Source organism: Celeribacter sp. (assembly GCF_048270365.1).
Taxonomy (GTDB): Bacteria; Pseudomonadota; Alphaproteobacteria; order Rhodobacterales; family Rhodobacteraceae; genus Celeribacter.
In genome coordinates this window covers 144,248-160,881 of record NZ_JBLWTA010000011.1, presented here as the reverse complement: position 1 = coordinate 160,881, position 16,634 = coordinate 144,248, and the positions used below count along the sequence as shown (strand labels likewise).

General features: G+C 58.2%; 13 protein-coding genes. 6 read left to right on the top strand and 7 right to left on the bottom strand.

The window, feature by feature from the left end:
• Positions 1–38 precede the first annotated feature (38 nt).
• The 4 genes from ACN0X0_RS15830 to ACN0X0_RS15815 form a co-directional block, all read right to left on the bottom strand.
• The gene (locus ACN0X0_RS15830) at positions 39–794 is read right to left on the bottom strand and encodes a DUF4123 domain-containing protein (RefSeq protein WP_417279931.1); all 756 of its coding nucleotides are present in this window, start codon (positions 792–794) and stop codon (positions 39–41) included.
• 302 nt (positions 795–1,096) lie between these two features.
• Positions 1,097–2,086, bottom strand: coding sequence for a formylglycine-generating enzyme family protein (locus ACN0X0_RS15825; protein WP_417279930.1), 990 nt, complete (start codon positions 2,084–2,086; stop codon positions 1,097–1,099).
• Entirely contained in the window at positions 2,083–3,894 is a 1,812-nt protein-coding gene (locus ACN0X0_RS15820) for a hypothetical protein (protein WP_417279929.1), read from the bottom strand. Before ACN0X0_RS15820 ends, ACN0X0_RS15825 begins: the two co-directional genes overlap by 4 nt.
• Positions 3,891–4,907 (bottom strand): DUF4123 domain-containing protein, encoded by a 1,017-nt coding sequence (locus tag ACN0X0_RS15815; protein ID WP_417279928.1) that lies wholly within the window; start codon positions 4,905–4,907, stop codon positions 3,891–3,893. Before ACN0X0_RS15815 ends, ACN0X0_RS15820 begins: the two co-directional genes overlap by 4 nt.
• 219 nt (positions 4,908–5,126) lie before the next feature.
• Here ACN0X0_RS15815 and ACN0X0_RS15810 point away from each other — a divergent pair, with 219 nt between their 5' ends.
• Genes ACN0X0_RS15810 through ACN0X0_RS15800 form a run of 3 tightly spaced genes read left to right on the top strand, consistent with a single transcriptional unit; the run spans position 5,127 to position 8,289 of the window.
• Positions 5,127–6,248, top strand: coding sequence for a DUF4123 domain-containing protein (locus ACN0X0_RS15810; protein ID WP_417279927.1), 1,122 nt, complete (start codon positions 5,127–5,129; stop codon positions 6,246–6,248).
• Positions 6,245–6,871, top strand: coding sequence for a hypothetical protein (locus ACN0X0_RS15805; RefSeq protein WP_417279926.1), 627 nt, complete (start codon positions 6,245–6,247; stop codon positions 6,869–6,871). The genes ACN0X0_RS15810 and ACN0X0_RS15805 overlap by 4 nt, the downstream gene beginning before the upstream one ends.
• Positions 6,872–6,882: 11 nt before the next feature.
• Positions 6,883–8,289, top strand: coding sequence for a phospholipase effector Tle1 domain-containing protein (locus tag ACN0X0_RS15800; RefSeq protein WP_417279925.1), 1,407 nt, complete (start codon positions 6,883–6,885; stop codon positions 8,287–8,289).
• A 170-nt stretch (positions 8,290–8,459) separates the two neighbouring features.
• Here the strand turns inward: ACN0X0_RS15800 and katG are convergent, their stop codons facing one another.
• Both katG and ACN0X0_RS15790 read right to left on the bottom strand, forming a co-directional pair.
• Positions 8,460–10,634, bottom strand: a complete 2,175-nt coding sequence (katG, locus tag ACN0X0_RS15795) for a catalase/peroxidase HPI (RefSeq protein ID WP_417279936.1) — start codon at positions 10,632–10,634, stop codon at positions 8,460–8,462.
• Between the two features lie 188 nt (positions 10,635–10,822).
• Positions 10,823–12,661, bottom strand: coding sequence for a hypothetical protein (locus ACN0X0_RS15790; protein WP_417279924.1), 1,839 nt, complete (start codon positions 12,659–12,661; stop codon positions 10,823–10,825).
• Positions 12,662–13,172: 511 nt separating this feature from the next.
• Between ACN0X0_RS15790 and ACN0X0_RS15785 the strand changes: the two genes are divergently transcribed.
• Together ACN0X0_RS15785 and ACN0X0_RS15780 are read left to right on the top strand one after the other, a co-directional pair.
• The gene (locus tag ACN0X0_RS15785) at positions 13,173–13,547 is read left to right on the top strand and encodes a hypothetical protein (RefSeq protein WP_417262033.1); all 375 of its coding nucleotides are present in this window, start codon (positions 13,173–13,175) and stop codon (positions 13,545–13,547) included.
• A gap of 65 nt (positions 13,548–13,612) precedes the next feature.
• The gene (locus tag ACN0X0_RS15780) at positions 13,613–13,927 is read left to right on the top strand and encodes a hypothetical protein (RefSeq protein WP_417279923.1); all 315 of its coding nucleotides are present in this window, start codon (positions 13,613–13,615) and stop codon (positions 13,925–13,927) included.
• A 66-nt stretch (positions 13,928–13,993) separates the two neighbouring features.
• On the opposite strand, the gene ACN0X0_RS15775 is transcribed toward ACN0X0_RS15780, so the two are convergent.
• Positions 13,994–15,046 (bottom strand): cytochrome-c peroxidase, encoded by a 1,053-nt coding sequence (locus tag ACN0X0_RS15775; protein ID WP_417279922.1) that lies wholly within the window; start codon positions 15,044–15,046, stop codon positions 13,994–13,996.
• Between the two features lie 192 nt (positions 15,047–15,238).
• Here ACN0X0_RS15775 and ACN0X0_RS15770 point away from each other — a divergent pair, with 192 nt between their 5' ends.
• A complete protein-coding gene (locus ACN0X0_RS15770; protein ID WP_417279921.1) occupies positions 15,239–16,537 on the top strand; it encodes a 3-deoxy-D-manno-octulosonic acid transferase in 1,299 nt (432 codons plus the stop codon).
• The last annotated feature ends 97 nt before the right edge of the window (positions 16,538–16,634 follow it).

Genomic DNA, 16,634 nt, shown 5'->3' with positions numbered 1-16,634 from the left:
TGACACCCGCACAGAAACTGAGAATGGCCGCGTAAATTCTACGGCCAAGCCCCCGTAAAAACGGGGGGATTACCCCGCAAAACAGAGGCCACATCCTCATACCGCACCTGCGTGACCGAAGGGCTCGACTGTACCGTGCTCGCCTTGTGGGCCACAAACACCTTTCCGCCATCCATTTGATAGATATAGGAATAAACATCGATGCGCGCGTCCGCCACAAACGCATGAATGAAAGAGGCACTGGGCCGCTCAGAAGCAAGCAGCTTGCCCAGCATGTTCCCTTCCCAGAAGCGAAAATAATACCATTTGCCGTTTTGATCCTGAACACGCGTAAATTTTCGAAAATGCGTCCATACATCGTCGAAAGAGGATCGCGAGCGCAGATAAAGACCGGGCGCCTTATGCCACATATGACGGCTCGTCAGGTTGTCTGGCTGCTCAGGAAGATGGGTAAATAAGGTCCTCGTAAAGGCGTTCTGATCTTTCAACTCCACCAGATAAGGCGCCGCATCCTCATAGTTCTCTTCCGCCTCGCCCTTGAACAGACAACGAAAATTCAAATCCGATGCCTCAAGGATTTCACGAAGCCCAAAAACCTTCGCAGCATCGAGAACCGCATATGTTTTAAGAGAGATTGTAGAGGAGTCAGATGAGTCGGGCTGGCCGAACATATGGTCGAACAAAAGATCAGGCACCGTCTTCAGAGGCCAGATATCACGCTGATGATCCAGCGGCATCACGCCTTCGATCTCTTCAATTCTGAGATCAGCACTCAATGATCCGAAATATGTCATATAAAATCCTCGTCTGCGGGCTTCTATCAACCACCTAAAACGCGGACAAGCGAGATGAACAACTTGTGTTCGAGCCTAAGCATGTGCTTGTGCTTGGCCTGAAATCATCACCTTTGGAAAACCTTCCGGGTTGGACTTAAGCCATTGTTTCACATTAATTTTATCACAACATAGACTCGATTACGTCGCCATGAGACACAACGGCGGAAAATCCCCAAGGCGTCCATGACACCCTTATTACCATGTCTCTGCGTCCATACAGAAGACATGTTCATTCAAAACCCACACAGCCGGGCAACGGCTTACTCAGCGTCCCGCCCCTGAGGGGATGTCGCATGGTAAGGCGGACTGAGTTGGATCGGCCCAGGCAAAGTTCCGAACCCGGTCTCAGAGGGCCTCAGATCCAGTTCGACAACACATCGCGCGCCGACATGAGTGGGAGGGAGCCCGTAGAGCTGTCCCATCTCCTCCATCTCTGCCGAGTCATACGCCCCCGTCAACATGGCCTTCAGCGCAGCGTCGTGCGCCCTGCCGGTGCTATCGGACATGCCCCGTGTTGGAATGGTTTCGTAAAGGGCAGATGAGTAGTCGCTGCCGCCTTTGAAGATGATCGCCTCTTCCGGGTCCGAGGCTGCACGGTCGCTGACCCAGTCGGCCAATCCGCCAGACAAATCGTAAATCCCCAAAGGATTGGGCGGGAAACTCGCCACATCGGGGCGATCCTGACTCATCCGGGGCAGCGTGCTTAAATCGAACACGTTGCGCCCATATTCGAAACTGCCGTTGTCTGTGGGCCAGAATGGCGTCTGCCCACGGCTACGCGCCATATATTCCCATTCCGCCTCTGTCGGCAGACGCATTGGCAGGCCCGCCGCGTCTCCAAGCCACGCACAATACGCTGTCGCCTCCTGATGGCTGAACGCGGCAGGTCTATTTTCCATTCCCGCCGCGACATCGCGCGCCCTGCCCTGCGTCCGGTCAAAAAGCGCAGCCTCCGATTGGGTGACCTGATGCGGCGCGATGTAAAAGCTGTCGATCGTGACCTGACGCGTTTCCGATGTGCTGTGATCCGCCACGTAAGTGTCGATCACCGTGCCATCCTGCCTCTGCAAAGGGGCGCGATAATTGCCCATGGTGAATGTGCCACCTTCGACGAAAACCATCGTCGCGCGGGTGCTGTCGATCAAATTCGCACGGGCGCGTTTCTGACCGAACGTGTTGAACGTCAGGCCACCGGCGACGACCAACACTATGGCCCCGGCGGAGAGCAGGACGATAGACTTGCGGGTCATGCGACATTCCTCACGTGGACAGGTTCACCGGCAAGCATGGTATTGGTCGGCAAGGAATTGATGGCGCGCACCAGCGCTTCGAATTTGCGCGCGGAGCCCCCATCGAGCACGGCGCGCAGACGGGCATAGCCCGCGGCGGCTGAGGATTTCATACCCGTCACGGTGATACGCTCGACGACCTGTGCCCATTCGCGTTGGCTTTGCATCGTGCCGACAACGGTGAGAATGGCAGCTTCCTGATGTTCTTCGAAGGAGAAGAGATAGCGCTCGGAGAGCTTGTAGAGAATGGCCCCCTTGGCCTCCGGCGCCGCAAAGATCAGAGCGGATGGGCGGGCCTTGACCTTACGTGCGAAATCTTCTGCGGCATTGGCGCTTCGGATCGGTTCGAGCGCGGCCTCAAGCGCGATGGAGCCTTCGGTAATCAGGGAAATCGTGACCTGAACGAGCGCCTGCCATGCATCCTCGGCGACAAACCGCAGGAAGGCAAAGTCGTTGTCCTTGAGCTGGCAGTAGATGTATTTGATGAATTCCAGAATTTTCGCGAAATTCACCTCTCCCAAGAGCCCGCCCTTGGCGCCGACGCCAAGCACGGCACGGGCCTCGCAGCGGAACATGAATTTGCCGTTCTCATAGGTGATCTTAAGCACCCCTTCGAGACCGGCCCCGGCGTTTACGGCCACGGTCGCCCCGACGGACACGAAGGCCGCCCATTTGGGGCTTTCGACAACTCCGCCCGCTTCGACAAGGCCCGGATTGTACCATTCGAAAGCGCCTTTGACGCTGCCGCCGGCCTCAAGCCCGGCAAACAGTCCGGCGGCCACTTCGCCCTTGCTGTCGGCGGCGGAGGGTTTGACGAGGACCTTCCCCGCAGGCTCGGTTTTGAATTCCAGACCTGCGGTGGCATAGACCGAAGCGCCCAACATGGCATTTGCAGACACCGTGGCATTGAACCGGAAATAGCCAAAATCGAGACGCGCCTGCGTGCCTGCCTCGGAGGCATCCTCTTCGGACAGATCAATCAAGGCATGCCAGCCGTCCCTGTCGACAAAATAGCCGTTGAACGTGGCTTTTGCCTCTCCCAGAATGGCGCGCGCTTCGGCATTGCCTTTCAGAGAGTAAGCGCCTTTTTTCGGATCATAGCCCAGCTGCACGCCAAACCCGGCATAGCCACGCATCAGTTGCGCCCCAGCGGAAAGATCGAAATGCGCCCCGCTCGCGGAATAGCTCAGGCTGTCGTTGACCGCATCGACCCATTTGAGCCAATTGGCGTCCCAAACGTCGGTGATCGACCCTGAGGCCTCCCCTTTTGCGATCTGTTGCTTGTAGGTGATCCCGTCTGAAAGATCGGATTTGATCTTGTCGCGCACCGAGGTGAAGGCCTGACGCAGCTTGCCGCGATCAAGCTCCGACGTGCCCGCAGCCCCGGTTTGGGCTTGCAGGAGGGATGTGTCGATTTTGTAGCTGCGCCAATGATTGCGCATCTTGTCGGACCGGATCCGGGTCCATTTTTTGCCCCGGATGGAATAGGCTTGCACCAGATGTTTGTCCGGCAGGCGTTCGGTGGGTCTGACATATCCTTCGAGCATCTTGGCGAGATGATCCTGCGCCTCGATCACGGTTTCGGGATCGCCTTCAACCTTGGCCCGATCCAGGGCGCCAAAGGCGGCATCCATTTCGCGGATTTCCTGATTGAGGGCTGTCAGCTCCTCACCTGCGTAAAGGAGAACGTTGCTTTCACCGACAGCCGAGTCGCCACAAGCCAGCACATAAAAAAGTTCGAATTCACCGCATTCAACACAAATACTCATACATTCTCTCCATCGAGAAGCTCTAGGCAACCATATCTATTGGCATACCGTAACAGCAAGGGGCGCGGGGAAAAAACGCCGTTTTCCGCATCGGCCCAAAAGGCAGTGCGGGCCTCTTCAGGAAGCGCACAAAGAAGCCGGTGCGTCTCCAAAAGACGCGGGGCATGATCGAAACCGGCCTGCATCATTCTGGCAAAGACATAATGGGCAAAGGGGCGCGCATCGGCGGCTGAAATGGCTTCGGCTGCGAGGTTTCGGGCACGGGTGTCGTTGACGAAAAGCGCCAATGCGATCCGCGCCGGGCGATCAAGGCGGGGTATGGCCGCCCCCTCGGCTCCTGATCGACCGGCTATCAGAGCGACAAACTCCCACAGGCCCGGTTCAAGAGCTGGGCGGGGATAGACAAGCTGTATCCCGGCCTGAAAGAATTTCGTCACCGCGGCAGGATCGCTGGCACATAGAAGCGCATCAAGCATTCCCGGCTCCTGCAGGCGAAAATATTGCGCGATCCCGGCCTCGTCCGACAGTTTGGTGTAATGTTTGAGATGACGCCTCATCGCGTCGAGCGGCAGCGCAGAGGCAAGGAAGATCCCGGCACCCAGCATTTTGCGGGGATCGTCCCTATCGGGGTCATGGGCAAAACAAGTGCCCGTAAACGCGGCCTCGCGCGTCAATTCGACAAGCCATGGCGCGCCATCGGCAAGCTGCGGCGCATTGTTCAGATCGTAGAGACAGCTATGAGCAAGCTCGCTGCTGTCCAGACGGGCAGGCAGCCCCTGTGAGCGCGCCGCATCCAAAAGCGCATAGACATGCCAGCTCTGATCGGGATCAGCGGGCGAAGAGAAAAGCGCATCCAGCACGTCTTCTATGGGCTGACGCTCCTCAGGCGCGTGCAGTCCCGTCAAAAGCGGTGGAACTTCTGCAAGGATTCGGTGCGTAACGGCCTCGCTTTCTGTAGGGTGCAAAAGCGCCTGTGCGATTTGCCAAGGCTCAACCGTTTGTAAAAGGGCCATACCACGCCTCACTTTGCCGTCTTAACAGAAAAGAGCCGCGCCCAATCGGACGCGCCCTATTGGCCGACAACGTCCTCTGCCGGGCCCGAATTTGCAAACGGAAATCCAGATCCCGCCTTGCGAAGGCTCTCGATCCCCTTCGTCCTGTTTCTTGACGGGAGCCATCACGATTTCATTTTGTGGTTTTGGAAACTTGTTCATTGAGCCAGTGCATCATGGATGCTAGATGTTTTGAGCAGAAATTGTCCTAAAGATCAGATTTGGATGGATTTTTTGAGTGATTATGACCACTGGCTAGATCTTGAGACGCCAACGCATCGAACAGCTACGACAGGTTTGCACGACGCCCCTGTCGCTATTTCAACGCAATCCGGTGTGCTGGCGCTTGATGCGCAGTTCGGGATTTGGCCCAAGAAAAATCTACCCGATGCTCTGGCCGAGAACCTTTTTGGCAAGCGGTTTTTCGCTGAAGCGGACGCCTCTGAAAAGGCCGTAGCGCCGCGCACCTTCGCCATTCTTGACGCCTCAAAAGTTAAAGACCTACCACGCCTTTTGGACGCGAGCGGCCTGCCCTATCTCTGTTTATTCCGTGGAACGGCGGCGACGGAGCTTTCGGACGTCGCACCCTATATCGTGGAACTCGACAGCACGGCGGACTTTGTGCGTCGGCTGTTTACAGCCTCGGACAACCCCTCTGATCTCTGGCTACGAGAACCGGGCATCTTTTTGCGCTCACATGAGACTTTGAAAAACCTGCAACGCCTGCTGCGACGGTTTACACGGGTCCGCGATGAGGCCGGAAACTGGAGCTTCTTTCGCTTTTGGGAACCCGAGGTCGCCAAAGTCCACTTCAACTATCTCGCGAAACGTCCCAAGCTATTCACATTGTGGTTTTGCTCTCTGAACGGACATGCTGTCGGCTATATCGTCCTCACGAAGGATGGCGAGGTGACAACCTTCACGCCGAATTCCCCCTGCATCGAGCGCGCCTCTGCCGTATTCACGCTTGAGACATCCGAGAAAGAGGCGTTCCGGGCACGGCGCGTTCAGATGAAGATGACGGAGATACAGCGAAAGTTGGAACCGCATTTCACGGCACGCAGCCCGGCAGAGATCAAGACAGCCGTCGCCCACGTCGTCGAGCGGTTTGCACGCTTTGGCCTGAAAAGCACGGCGACCATTTTTACGCTCGCATGGTATGAACTCAAGTCTGGCCCCGCTTTCGAGAACCGGATTGGCGCGGACCATCTGAGAGAGTTGGAACAAACCCACATTGCAGAAGATCTTCGCATCATGAGATTTCGTGCGGCGATGGAAGGGCAAAAAGGAACGGATTTATGAGAAAATCTGTGAGAACGGTTCTGGCAACAGCTTTGCTGTTTTTTGCGGCGGCCTGTCGTGGTGACGCTGTGACAGACAACGTCAGGTATGATCTCAAGACCACATCGGGATGGCCGGTGGTCGCGTTCATCGGCTCCTCGTCTTTTGCTCCGGAGCGTCAAAGCTACACAGGCGATCCGTGGCTTCGAAACGGCGGATATGATGAGAACAGCGCAGGCACACCGGTGCGAAACCTCCTCGCCGAGGGCGCAGATACGACGCATGTGACCTTCGATGTGACCTGGTTCGAGGTCGTCACCCGAAACGTTTATTCCGCCTCTCTCGATGTCGATCTCAAGACGTTGAAACGCGATCCTATTGCCACGGATTTCAACGTCCTTATCTTTCGCATTTCGCCGGATGGCATCGTTCAGGCCGTGACATATGACGAAAGCTACCCGCCCAAAGAGCCCCCCGCCAGTGCGATTACGGTGGCACAGGCCTGCGGCGCGCCAACCCGCCTTGATGAGGAAAAACGGGACAGCTTGACCTTCGCATTGGAGCTCATGGAGAGCAACGAAGATGTGGGCGACTGGTTCGCGCACAGATGGGATGACGAAGATATCCCGACACATTGCAACTGAGGCACAGAGCGATGGATGGCAGCACATTTCCCGATGAAGACCTTGTCGACCTGCAAGAAGAAGGCGCGATTGATGCCGTAACGACCACCTGTCCGGCGGTCGACGTCGAGATCGCGATGTTCTTCGACGGGACAGGCAACAATCTGGCCAATGTCGAAGAGGGCAACAGGGTCCGCGCCAACGGTGGGGCCACTTCGGAGCCGAGCTACGAGAACGATCTGAGCAATGTTGCAAAGCTCTACCAGAGCTATGCGCGACTTGTCCCAAGCGTGGTACGCAACGACTGCGGCGGGATCGGAAAACGACGCTTCGCCGAGATCATTGACGGGATCGGCACAACATCAGGCCAAGAAGACAGCGTGCTTGGCTTTGCTGTCGGTTGGGGGATCACCGGCGTCGAGGAGCGCGTGAAAGAAGGCTTCCTGCGGTTTTTGCAGCGGCTGAACGAGGCGAAGGCCGCAGGTGAGATCAAATCCATCAAGCTTGATGTTTTCGGCTTTAGCCGCGGGTCGGCAGCGGCACGTCACTTTGTGAACTGCGTCAGGCGTGGCAACGCGGGCCATGGATATGGCGGTCCATACTATGAACTCCAAGAAGAGGATAAACCCAAACTCGAAATTCGCTTCCTCGGTCTTTTCGACACGGTCGTCTCTTGGGGATTGATCGCCAACGATAGCAATTGGGGGCGGCTGAAGATCACACTCCCCGACGACATCGCAACGAAAATCGTCCACATCACCGCGCTGGATGAACACCGCGAGAATTTTCCCTTAACCGAAGCGCCCGCGAGCGCCGAAACGATCCGCATGCCGGGCGCCCACTCGGATATCGGCGGAGGCTATGCGGATTTTTTCGTGGAACGGGTTGAAGTGGAGCGCCCGAGGTCTGACTTCGACAATTTCAATCCACGCCCGAGCGAGACGCATGAGGTCCATGGTTTCGATGCCTTTACCGCAGAGGATATGGCCATCTTCAACCGCCTCGTGGCTCAGGGTTGGATTAGGCCGACGGATCGGAGCGCTCTGACGCGGGAATACACGCCCGTCTCGAACAATCCCTACGATCCTTACTGGAACCGCTGGTTCTTGACGCGGGACTGGCTGCGCAATCCGCGCCTTGCACATGTCTCTCTGCATGTCATGTTCGAAAAAGCCGTCGAAGCGGGCGTGCCTTTTGTCTCCCTGCTTCCCGGTGAGAATTACGATCTCCCGGAAAGCGATCTCGTGCTGGCGCAGCTCAAAGCCGATTTGATGGCGGGCCGCGTATTCACGCCTGCCGAAACGATCCCCTACCGCCGCGACTATGTGCACCACTCGGCAAACTGGGCACCTTCTGGTCCTGTCTTCCCAATGCAACCGCATGAGGGCGCGAGCCGACGTACGGTTTACGGAAATGATGGCTCTCTTCAGGCGGACTGATCGGCGGCACCAACGGGAGGGGCGATTTTGAGACAGCTCGCCCGGATCACCATTCAAAATTTTCTCAGAATGGGACGGAACATCTCAGGGTTTCGCCTGTGTTTTTACGGCTTCACACATAAAAACGCCCCCGCAAAAGCGAGGGCGTTTCTCGTCTTATCGACTGAAGATCAGGCCAGATCGAAACGGTCGGCGTTCATCACCTTGACCCAGGCTTTGACGAAATCAGTCACGAATTTCTCCGCATTGTCGTCCTGCGCATAGACTTCCGCGTAAGAGCGCAGGATCGAGTTGGATCCGAACACCAGATCCATGCGCGTTGCGGTGTATTTCACAGCACCCGTCTTGCGATCCGTGATCTCGTAGATGCCGCCTTTCGCAGCATTCCACGTGTAGGCCATATCCGTGAGCGTCACGAAGAAATCTGGCGTGAGCGTGCCCGGGCGATCCGTCAGGACACCATGCGCGGTGCCACCATAATTGGTGCCCATGGCCCGCATGCCGCCAACAAGAACCGTCATTTCATGCGCGGTGAGGCCCATGAGTTGGGTACGGTCGAGCATCAGCTCTTCGGGGGCGACCACGTAGTCTTTCTTGAGCCAGTTGCGATAGCCATCGGCGATCGGTTCCAGCACGTCGAAAGAGGCCGCATCGGTCATCTCATCGGTGGCATCGCCCCGGCCCGGCGCGAAGGGGACAGAGATGTCGAAACCTGCAGCTTTCGCCGCCTGCTCGACACCGACGCCACCGGCCAGCACAATCACATCCGCCACTGAGGCGCCGGTCTCGGCGGCAATCGGTTCCAGCACAGAGAGCACTTTCGCCAGACGGGCGGGTTCGTTGCCCTCCCAATCCTTCTGCGGCGCCAAGCGGATGCGCGCGCCATTGGCACCACCGCGCATATCGGAGCCACGGAAGGTCCTGGCGCTGTCCCAAGCGGTCGAGACCATCTCGGAAATCGTCAGACCGGACGCCGCGATTTTGGCCTTCACCGCCTCAACATTGTAGGCGGTCGAACCGGCGGGCACCGGGTCCATCCAGATCAAGTCCTCAGAGGGCACATCCGGGCCGATATAGCGCAGTTTCGGCCCCATGTCGCGGTGGGTCAGTTTGAACCAGGCGCGTGCGAATGTGTCGGCGAAATAGGCGGGATCAGCCATGAATTTCTGGCAAATCGCGTTGTAGATCGGGTCGACCTTCATCGCCATATCTGCGTCGGTCATCATCGGGTTGTGGCGCTTCGACGGATCGGAGGCGTCCAAAGGCTTGTCCTCTTCCTTGATGTCCACCGGCTCCCATTGCCAAGCGCCTGCGGGCGATTTTCGCAGCTCCCATTCGTGACCAAAGAGCATCTCGAAAAAGCCCATGTCGAATTTCGTCGGCTCAGAGGTCCATGCGCCTTCAAGCCCGGAGGTCACCGCATTTGCCGCCTTGCCGTGCTGGTTCGGGTTCGACCAGCCAAGGCCCTGCATTTCAGGTCCCGCGCCTTCCGGGTCCGCGCCCAGAATCGAGGCGTCGCCATTGCCGTGGGTCTTACCGACCGTGTGGCCGCCAGCCGTCAAAGCGGCGGTTTCCTCGTCGTTCATCGCCATACGGGCAAAGGTTTCGCGGACTTGGGCGGCGGTTTTCATCGGGTCCGGTTTGCCGTTCACACCCTCAGGGTTCACATAGATCAGGCCCATCTGCACGGCGGCCAGCGGGTTTTCCATCGTGTCCGGCTTGTCGACGTCACTGTAACGCTCATCAGAAGGCGCCAGCCATTCTTTCTCGGCGCCCCAATAGGTGTCTTTCTCCGGGTGCCAGATGTCTGCGCGGCCAAAGCCAAAGCCAAAGGTCTTCAGCCCCATGTTTTCATAAGCGATGGTCCCGGCGAGAACGATCAGATCGGCCCAGCTCACCTTGTTGCCGTATTTCTTTTTGATCGGCCACAGAAGGCGCCGCGCCTTGTCGAGGCTGACGTTGTCGGGCCAGGAGTTCAGAGGTGCAAAACGCTGGTTGCCGGTGCCGCCACCGCCGCGCCCGTCGGCCAAACGATAGGACCCGGCGGCGTGCCACGACATGCGGATCATCAGGCCGCCGTAATGGCCCCAGTCGGCCGGCCACCATTCCTGACTTTCGGTCATCAGCGCGTGCATGTCCGCCTTCAGCGCGTCGAAATCGAGCGATTTGACTTCTTCGGTGTAGTCAAACGCCTCGCCCATCGGGTTCGTCTTGGTGTCATGCTGGTGCAGAATGTCGAGATTGAGCGCATTCGGCCACCAGTCCATGACGCTTTTGCCGGATTCGGTGTTGCTGCCGTGCATGACCGGACACTTGCCCGCCGTTTTCATATCGTTACCGTCCATCTGTTCCTCCAGAGTGCTACGTTCTTCGTGGCTGGGATCGGACAACATATAAGTTTCATTTGGCCGTCAGCCACTGTTACCGATCCCGTTGGACCAAGAGGTAACAACTCCAAACGATAAATAATAATTGTATTAAATATGCGTCGCGATAACTTTTACTAATGAATAACCTCGCCATTCATGGCCACTTATGGCTCACAATTCAGACCACGCGACACATTGCCGGACGCGGACGACAAACAGGTCGGCGCGGGCACGTCAACGCCCACGGCTTCGAGGTGACGGGCAATGGAAGACAAGGCCACATCCCCTTGAACATACATGCGAATATTCGCCATCGGGTCCTCAGGATGCCCCACAAGAGGCGCCAAACGTTCGATCTCCGACCGATCCCCGATCATTGACGCAGCGGCCAAAAGCAAGATGTCGCGCGACGGGCTTTCCTGTTCGGCATACCCTTTGCGCGCGACATCGACCATACGGGCGTTCTTGCGCACGATGCCGACCACGAGCATCGGCAAATACATATAGGCTGACGGGCTGGCGCTGAGGCGCACGGCGGATTGCGCCATACTCGCCGAAGCATCCAGCAGGTCCGCCGACAAATAGGCATAGGACAACACGCCATAGGCCGTGGGATTGGCGGGGTTCAACTCAACCGCCTGACGCAGGGTCCGGATCGCCAGATTGGTGTCGCCCTTCGCGTTATAGAGCGCCCCCAACAAGATGAATCCCACATCCGAACCGGGAAAGCGGTCCACGAGGGATCCGGCATACTCCGTGACCTCCTGAGCGGTGCTGTGCATCTGCTCGGGCACACCGCTCAAGTCCATGAAATGAAACTCGGGCACAGCGTGCAGCATCAACGTGCCGAGAGACGCCGCGCCCACCGCATCGTTCTCCAACCGCCCGCGCAGAGGATCGAAACAGCGATAGGCCTCCAGAAACCGTTCCTGTTGGTAACTCTCGAGAAAGGCGTCGGTGAGCAGCACACAGCGGAAAACATCGCCTATGGCCGCAGGGCGCATTTCGCTGCTCAGGCCGAAAGCGCTGATCACCCCGCCCTGCGCGGCGAGAAAGGCGCTGATGCGTTGCGAGACATCACGCAGGCTCGCGTAAAAATCTGCGTCTGTGATCGGTCCGGAAATCCGCGACTGAAACAACACCTTGCCGCTCTCGGCCTCGGCCAATTCCACAGCCAGATCGAGCTCACCTACAAGCTTGAGGATAGACCCACGCAGGATATAATCCGAGCCCGCGATTTCACGATTGAGATCGGCGCTCAGGACACGCACACGAAGACGTCCGAACCGCTGAAAATCACCGGCCAATTGGCGCTGGACATCCTTTTCATAGACATCGTTCTCCGCGTCCCTGGTCAGATTGACGAAGGGCGCGATGGCGATGATCGGGTATCCAGTGTTGAGCACCTGCCCCTCTGTATCGGGCACAGCCTTGTGCCACATATCATGCCCCAGAACCACCGCCACGAAAGCCACGATCAGGGCCACGACGCCCATAAGCCCCCACATGGGACGAGGCCGCCGGGTTGATACCTTCAGGGGCGCAGAGGCTGGGCTGTCCGCCGCCTCTACACGTTCAGAGGGCGACGCGAAGCTTGGTGCGGTCTCATCTATGGCGGCGTCCACCTCGACAGGCAATGCGGCAGGCTCAGCGGGGTGCGGCACGTTCACATGCGCAAGAGAAAGCGCATAGCTTCCACGCGGAACAGTCAACCGGTCTGCACTGTCGGCGTGCAGGTCGTAATAGACCGCGATCGCTTCCCGCAATCGCCGCATGCGCACACGCACGATCGGATCGGTGGAGGGGTCGAACTCCGCATCCCGTCCCAGCAACTCATGGGCGATGCCATATTCCGTGATCTCATCGCCACGCCCGGAAAAGAACTCTTCGGCGAGATACATGAGCAGGGCTCGATTGGCCTTTGAGCGCGCAAAGGTATCACTCTCGAGGATTTTCGTGACCTCTTGACGTAAAATCTCGCGCTTTTGCACGTCGGGCAACATGTCGGCCTCCTCGGGCCTCAATCCTCTCAAACCGCGAAACGGTAACATGTTTCACAGGCGGCAAAAGAGAAATATCCCTAAAACATGGGAAAAAACGATGACTGCCGTAACTTCCTCCAAATCTTAACGCGATGTCGGTTACATCTTGTTACGCAAGCGCTTTGGATCGTAACAATCACATGCAACCACCTGAAACGCTTTGTCTCTGACCAAGACGTGAAATCGGCGTCATAAGGGCGTTCAGACTCAGATTGTCACGAGACCAACGATCATGCTGACGGCTTTCCTACCCAAAAACTTCCTGCCCCGAGGCTTCAGCATGCCCAATACGCATGCCCCTGTCGTATGTTGTCCTGTCGTACGTTGCCCTGTCGTACCTCGTATCACGCCTCGAGTCGCCACCGGTCCCGCACATATGCAAACAGGCCCCAATCACATGGGCAGACCCTCCGTGCTCAGTGCAGACAGGGCCGGTTCTACGGGCGCCTCCCTCGATAAAGAGCAAAGCCGCATGCAGCTTCCGCAATACGATCTTCTCGTGTTCAGCCTGGTCGCAGAGCAAAAGAGCCTTGCGCGCTCCGCGACGGCCCTCCTCAATCCCAGACTGGCCACCTCCTCCGATGAACTCAGCGCACATTTCGAAGCCGAACGTTTCAAACTGATCGTCGTCGAATGCGACCCGGACAGCAACGAGTTGGCGCAAAGCGCCATCAATGTCCATCGCCGCATCCCGCCGGAAGACGGCTCGTCTTTGATCGCTTTCAAAGCGGGGCCGGACAGTGTACTTGATCTCTTGCGATATACGCCCAGCGCATCGGCCTTTGCCTTTCTGGCCGCCAAACCTCATCAATTGCGAGCCCATATCCTGGAATTGCTAACGCCCTGAGCTTTGCTCCGACCACGCCCCTTTACCCCTCCCCGCCCAAAGCGGTCAGAAATGAGTTTGATGCGATGTCTGTGTCCTCCCCACGTCAGAGACGGCGACTTTTGATCGCCCTGCCTCCGGGTCAGCCCTGTCTGACGCTGTCAGCAGAGATTCGCATGGCTTTGGTCAGCAACTCCGCGCATAGCCCGGCCAACGCCCGCACGCACAGCCACCCGCATCTGACCGCGCGCGAAGCCGAGGTGATCGAACGGCTGCTCTCCGTTTGCACCCATTATCACTATCTCGGCCAGCATCATACTTCCGAGCTGGTGGATCGGATCGGCATGAACATGATGCAGGCCTTCCTGGCCCGCAAAACCCCGGAACCCAGTGACACCTGAGCCCCTAAACGTGAAAGCCCCCGCTGCACTGCGAGGGCTTTCGTCGTTTAAGGGACCTAGAGGGCCTCAGTTCGGAATCACCTCTGCCGTCGGACGTGGCGTCGTTGCGGTTTCGACGGGCAGGACCGGCGTGGTGATCGCCGGCAATGTCCCCGTCAGGGAGCCAAGGAAGGCCACAATCTGGCCGGCTTCATCCTCGGTCAATTCTTCGCCCAGCTGGCTTTCCGCCATAATCTGAACCGCGACCTTCAGATCCCAGACCTTGCCGGAATGGAAATAGGGCGCCGTCAGCGCGATGTTGCGCAGCGGCCCGGCGCGGAAGACATATTCATCGTCTACGGTCTCGGTCACGGCAAAGCGCCCCCGGTCGCCCTCGGGCAGAATGTCAGAGCCGGGTTTTTCGATCAGACCAAAAGGATAATACCCCTCGCCGCCGACGTTCACACCGGCATGACAGGCGACACAGCCCTTGTCCATGAACAGCTCAAGCCCGGCCAGCTCTTCGGCAGACAGCGCATTGTCATCGCCATTGAGCCAGGAATCAAACGGCGCAGGCGTCAAAAGCGTGGCCTCGAAGGCCTCGATCGCCTTGGCCATATTGTCGAATGTGACGGGCTCGGCCTCATCCGGGAAGGACTCCTCGAACCACTCCACATATTGCCCCATCGACGACAGGGTCGCGACGACATTCTCCGGCGTGTTGGCCATTTCGACCCCGGCTTGAATCGGTCCTTTCGCCTGCGCTTTCAAATCCGCTGCACGCCCGTCCCAGAACTGCGCCTCGTTGAACACGGCGTTCAAAACGGTCGGCGAATTGCGCGGACCTTTTTGCCAGCCATGGCCGACAGAGGTCTCCATATTGTCGTCCCCGCCGGTCGTCAGATTGTGGCAGGAATAGCAGGAAAACACACCCGAGGCCGACAGCCGCGGATCAAAGAACAATGCTTTGCCCAGATCGATCTTTTCCGCCGTGATCGGGTTGTCCGCCACAGCGGGCACCGTCGAGGGCAAGGGCTTGAAGAAATCGAGTGCATAGTCCCGAAGCTCATTGGCCGAAGCCGTTGAGGCGCCCAAAATGGCGGCACTCGTCAACAGGGCAAAACGCGGTAAAATTTTCATAAATTTCTCCCTCGCATCATGGATGCAATTGATATGTCGCGCGTCTTCGATCAACTTAGAATCTCTCTAAAAATGAACCATGACTTAGATCAATTCTAAATTTTGCGGACTTCTTGATCTGCGCGCCCCCTTGCCAAGACGGGGCTTCACCGCGTAAGCGAATGTGCAATTTTGATTGATCGGACAACTGTCTTGCTTCTCTACCGTGCCCTCCTGACCCTGCTGAGCCCGCTCTTTGCGCTCATGCTGCTGCGGCAAGTGCTGCGCGGGCGCGAGGGCCTGTCCGATCTGGCGGAACGTTTCGGCGCGGGTCTCAGTACGATCCCCCGCACCAAAGAACCGCTTCTGTGGATTCACGGCGCCTCCAATGGCGAGTTGACCGCCGCGCGCGGGCTGATTGAAGAGGCGCTACGACGCGCCCCCGGCCTCGACATCCTCGTGACGGTGAACACGGTGAGCGCGCGCAAAATGGTCGCGGGTTGGGCCCTGCCTCGGGTCACGACCCGGCTCGCGCCGATGGATTTGCGCCCTGTGCTGAAACGGTTCCTGACCGCCACCCGCCCCTGCGCGCTGGTCTCTTTGGAAAATGAGATCTGGCCCAACCGCTTTGTCACGCTCGCCCGTCATGACATCCCCGTGGTCGTCGCAGGCGCCCGCATGTCGGAGCGTACAGCACAGCGTTGGGGACAGATGGGCATTCTGCTCGGCGGCACCATCCGTCAGACCATCAGCGCGATCACCAAACTCGCAGCACAAGACACCGCCTCCGAACAACGGTTGCTGCAACTGGGCCTGCCCGCGGCTACACTTCTGCCGCGAATGAACCTCAAAAGCACGGTCGAATTGGCCACCGCGCCTGAGGCGGAACTAAAGGCCCTGCAAAAGACGTTTCGTCGTGACAAGACCCTGCTCGCGGCCTCGACCCATGCGGGCGAGGAGCGTCCGATCTTTGAGGCCTTTCACCGCCTGCAACAGACCCATCCCGACGCGCGCCTGATCCTCGCGCCGCGCCACCCGTCGCGCGCCGAAACCATCGCGACAGAGCTGACCCGCGTAGGGCTCAGCTTTGCACGGCGCTCCAAAGGAGACGCCCCCGAAGGCGCGCCGATCTACCTCGCCGACACGCTGGGCGAAATGGCGCTTTGGTATCGCCTATCGGGCATCACCTTCGTTGGCGGCTCTTTGACGGACCACGGCGGACACACGCCCTATGAGCCGGTGCAATTCGACACAGCGATTCTGCATGGCCCGCATGTCTCCAACCATGCTGCCGCCTATGATGCGCTTGACCGCGCAGGCGGTGCGATGGACCTCTCCGATGCCGCCGCCCTGTCTGAGGCCGCAAGCGCGCTGATGTCGGACCCGGATCGCGCCAAAGCGATGACGGAACAGGCCCACGCCGCGCTCATTCCGCTGCGCGAAAGCCAGCTTCGGCAAGAGGCCTTTTGGGCTGCTCTGGCCGATTTGCCCAAATTACAAGCATTGAAATAACCCAAAGCTCGCCGTTTCCGCCGAGAAACGGCGTGTGAAACGATTTTTCTTTCCAGCCGTCACAGGGCTTTGATACTTCTTCTGTTACCCTGATGCG

Excerpts from the sequence above, each read along its gene's own strand:
- ACN0X0_RS15825 (WP_417279930.1), bottom strand. The coding sequence starts at position 2,086 with ATGACCCGCAAGTCTATCGTCCTGCTCTCCGCCGGGGCCATAGTGTTG.
- ACN0X0_RS15810 (WP_417279927.1), top strand. The coding sequence starts at position 5,127 with ATGCTAGATGTTTTGAGCAGAAATTGTCCTAAAGATCAGATTTGGATG.
- ACN0X0_RS15775 (WP_417279922.1), bottom strand. The coding sequence starts at position 15,046 with ATGAAAATTTTACCGCGTTTTGCCCTGTTGACGAGTGCCGCCATTTTG.
- ACN0X0_RS15790 (WP_417279924.1), bottom strand. The coding sequence starts at position 12,661 with ATGTTGCCCGACGTGCAAAAGCGCGAGATTTTACGTCAAGAGGTCACG.
- ACN0X0_RS15800 (WP_417279925.1), top strand. The coding sequence starts at position 6,883 with ATGGATGGCAGCACATTTCCCGATGAAGACCTTGTCGACCTGCAAGAA.
- ACN0X0_RS15785 (WP_417262033.1), top strand. The coding sequence starts at position 13,173 with ATGCAGCTTCCGCAATACGATCTTCTCGTGTTCAGCCTGGTCGCAGAG.
- ACN0X0_RS15780 (WP_417279923.1), top strand. The coding sequence starts at position 13,613 with ATGTCTGTGTCCTCCCCACGTCAGAGACGGCGACTTTTGATCGCCCTG.
- ACN0X0_RS15815 (WP_417279928.1), bottom strand. The coding sequence starts at position 4,907 with ATGGCCCTTTTACAAACGGTTGAGCCTTGGCAAATCGCACAGGCGCTT.
- ACN0X0_RS15820 (WP_417279929.1), bottom strand. The coding sequence starts at position 3,894 with ATGAGTATTTGTGTTGAATGCGGTGAATTCGAACTTTTTTATGTGCTG.
- katG (WP_417279936.1), bottom strand. The coding sequence starts at position 10,634 with ATGGACGGTAACGATATGAAAACGGCGGGCAAGTGTCCGGTCATGCAC.
- ACN0X0_RS15805 (WP_417279926.1), top strand. The coding sequence starts at position 6,245 with ATGAGAAAATCTGTGAGAACGGTTCTGGCAACAGCTTTGCTGTTTTTT.
- ACN0X0_RS15830 (WP_417279931.1), bottom strand. The coding sequence starts at position 794 with ATGACATATTTCGGATCATTGAGTGCTGATCTCAGAATTGAAGAGATC.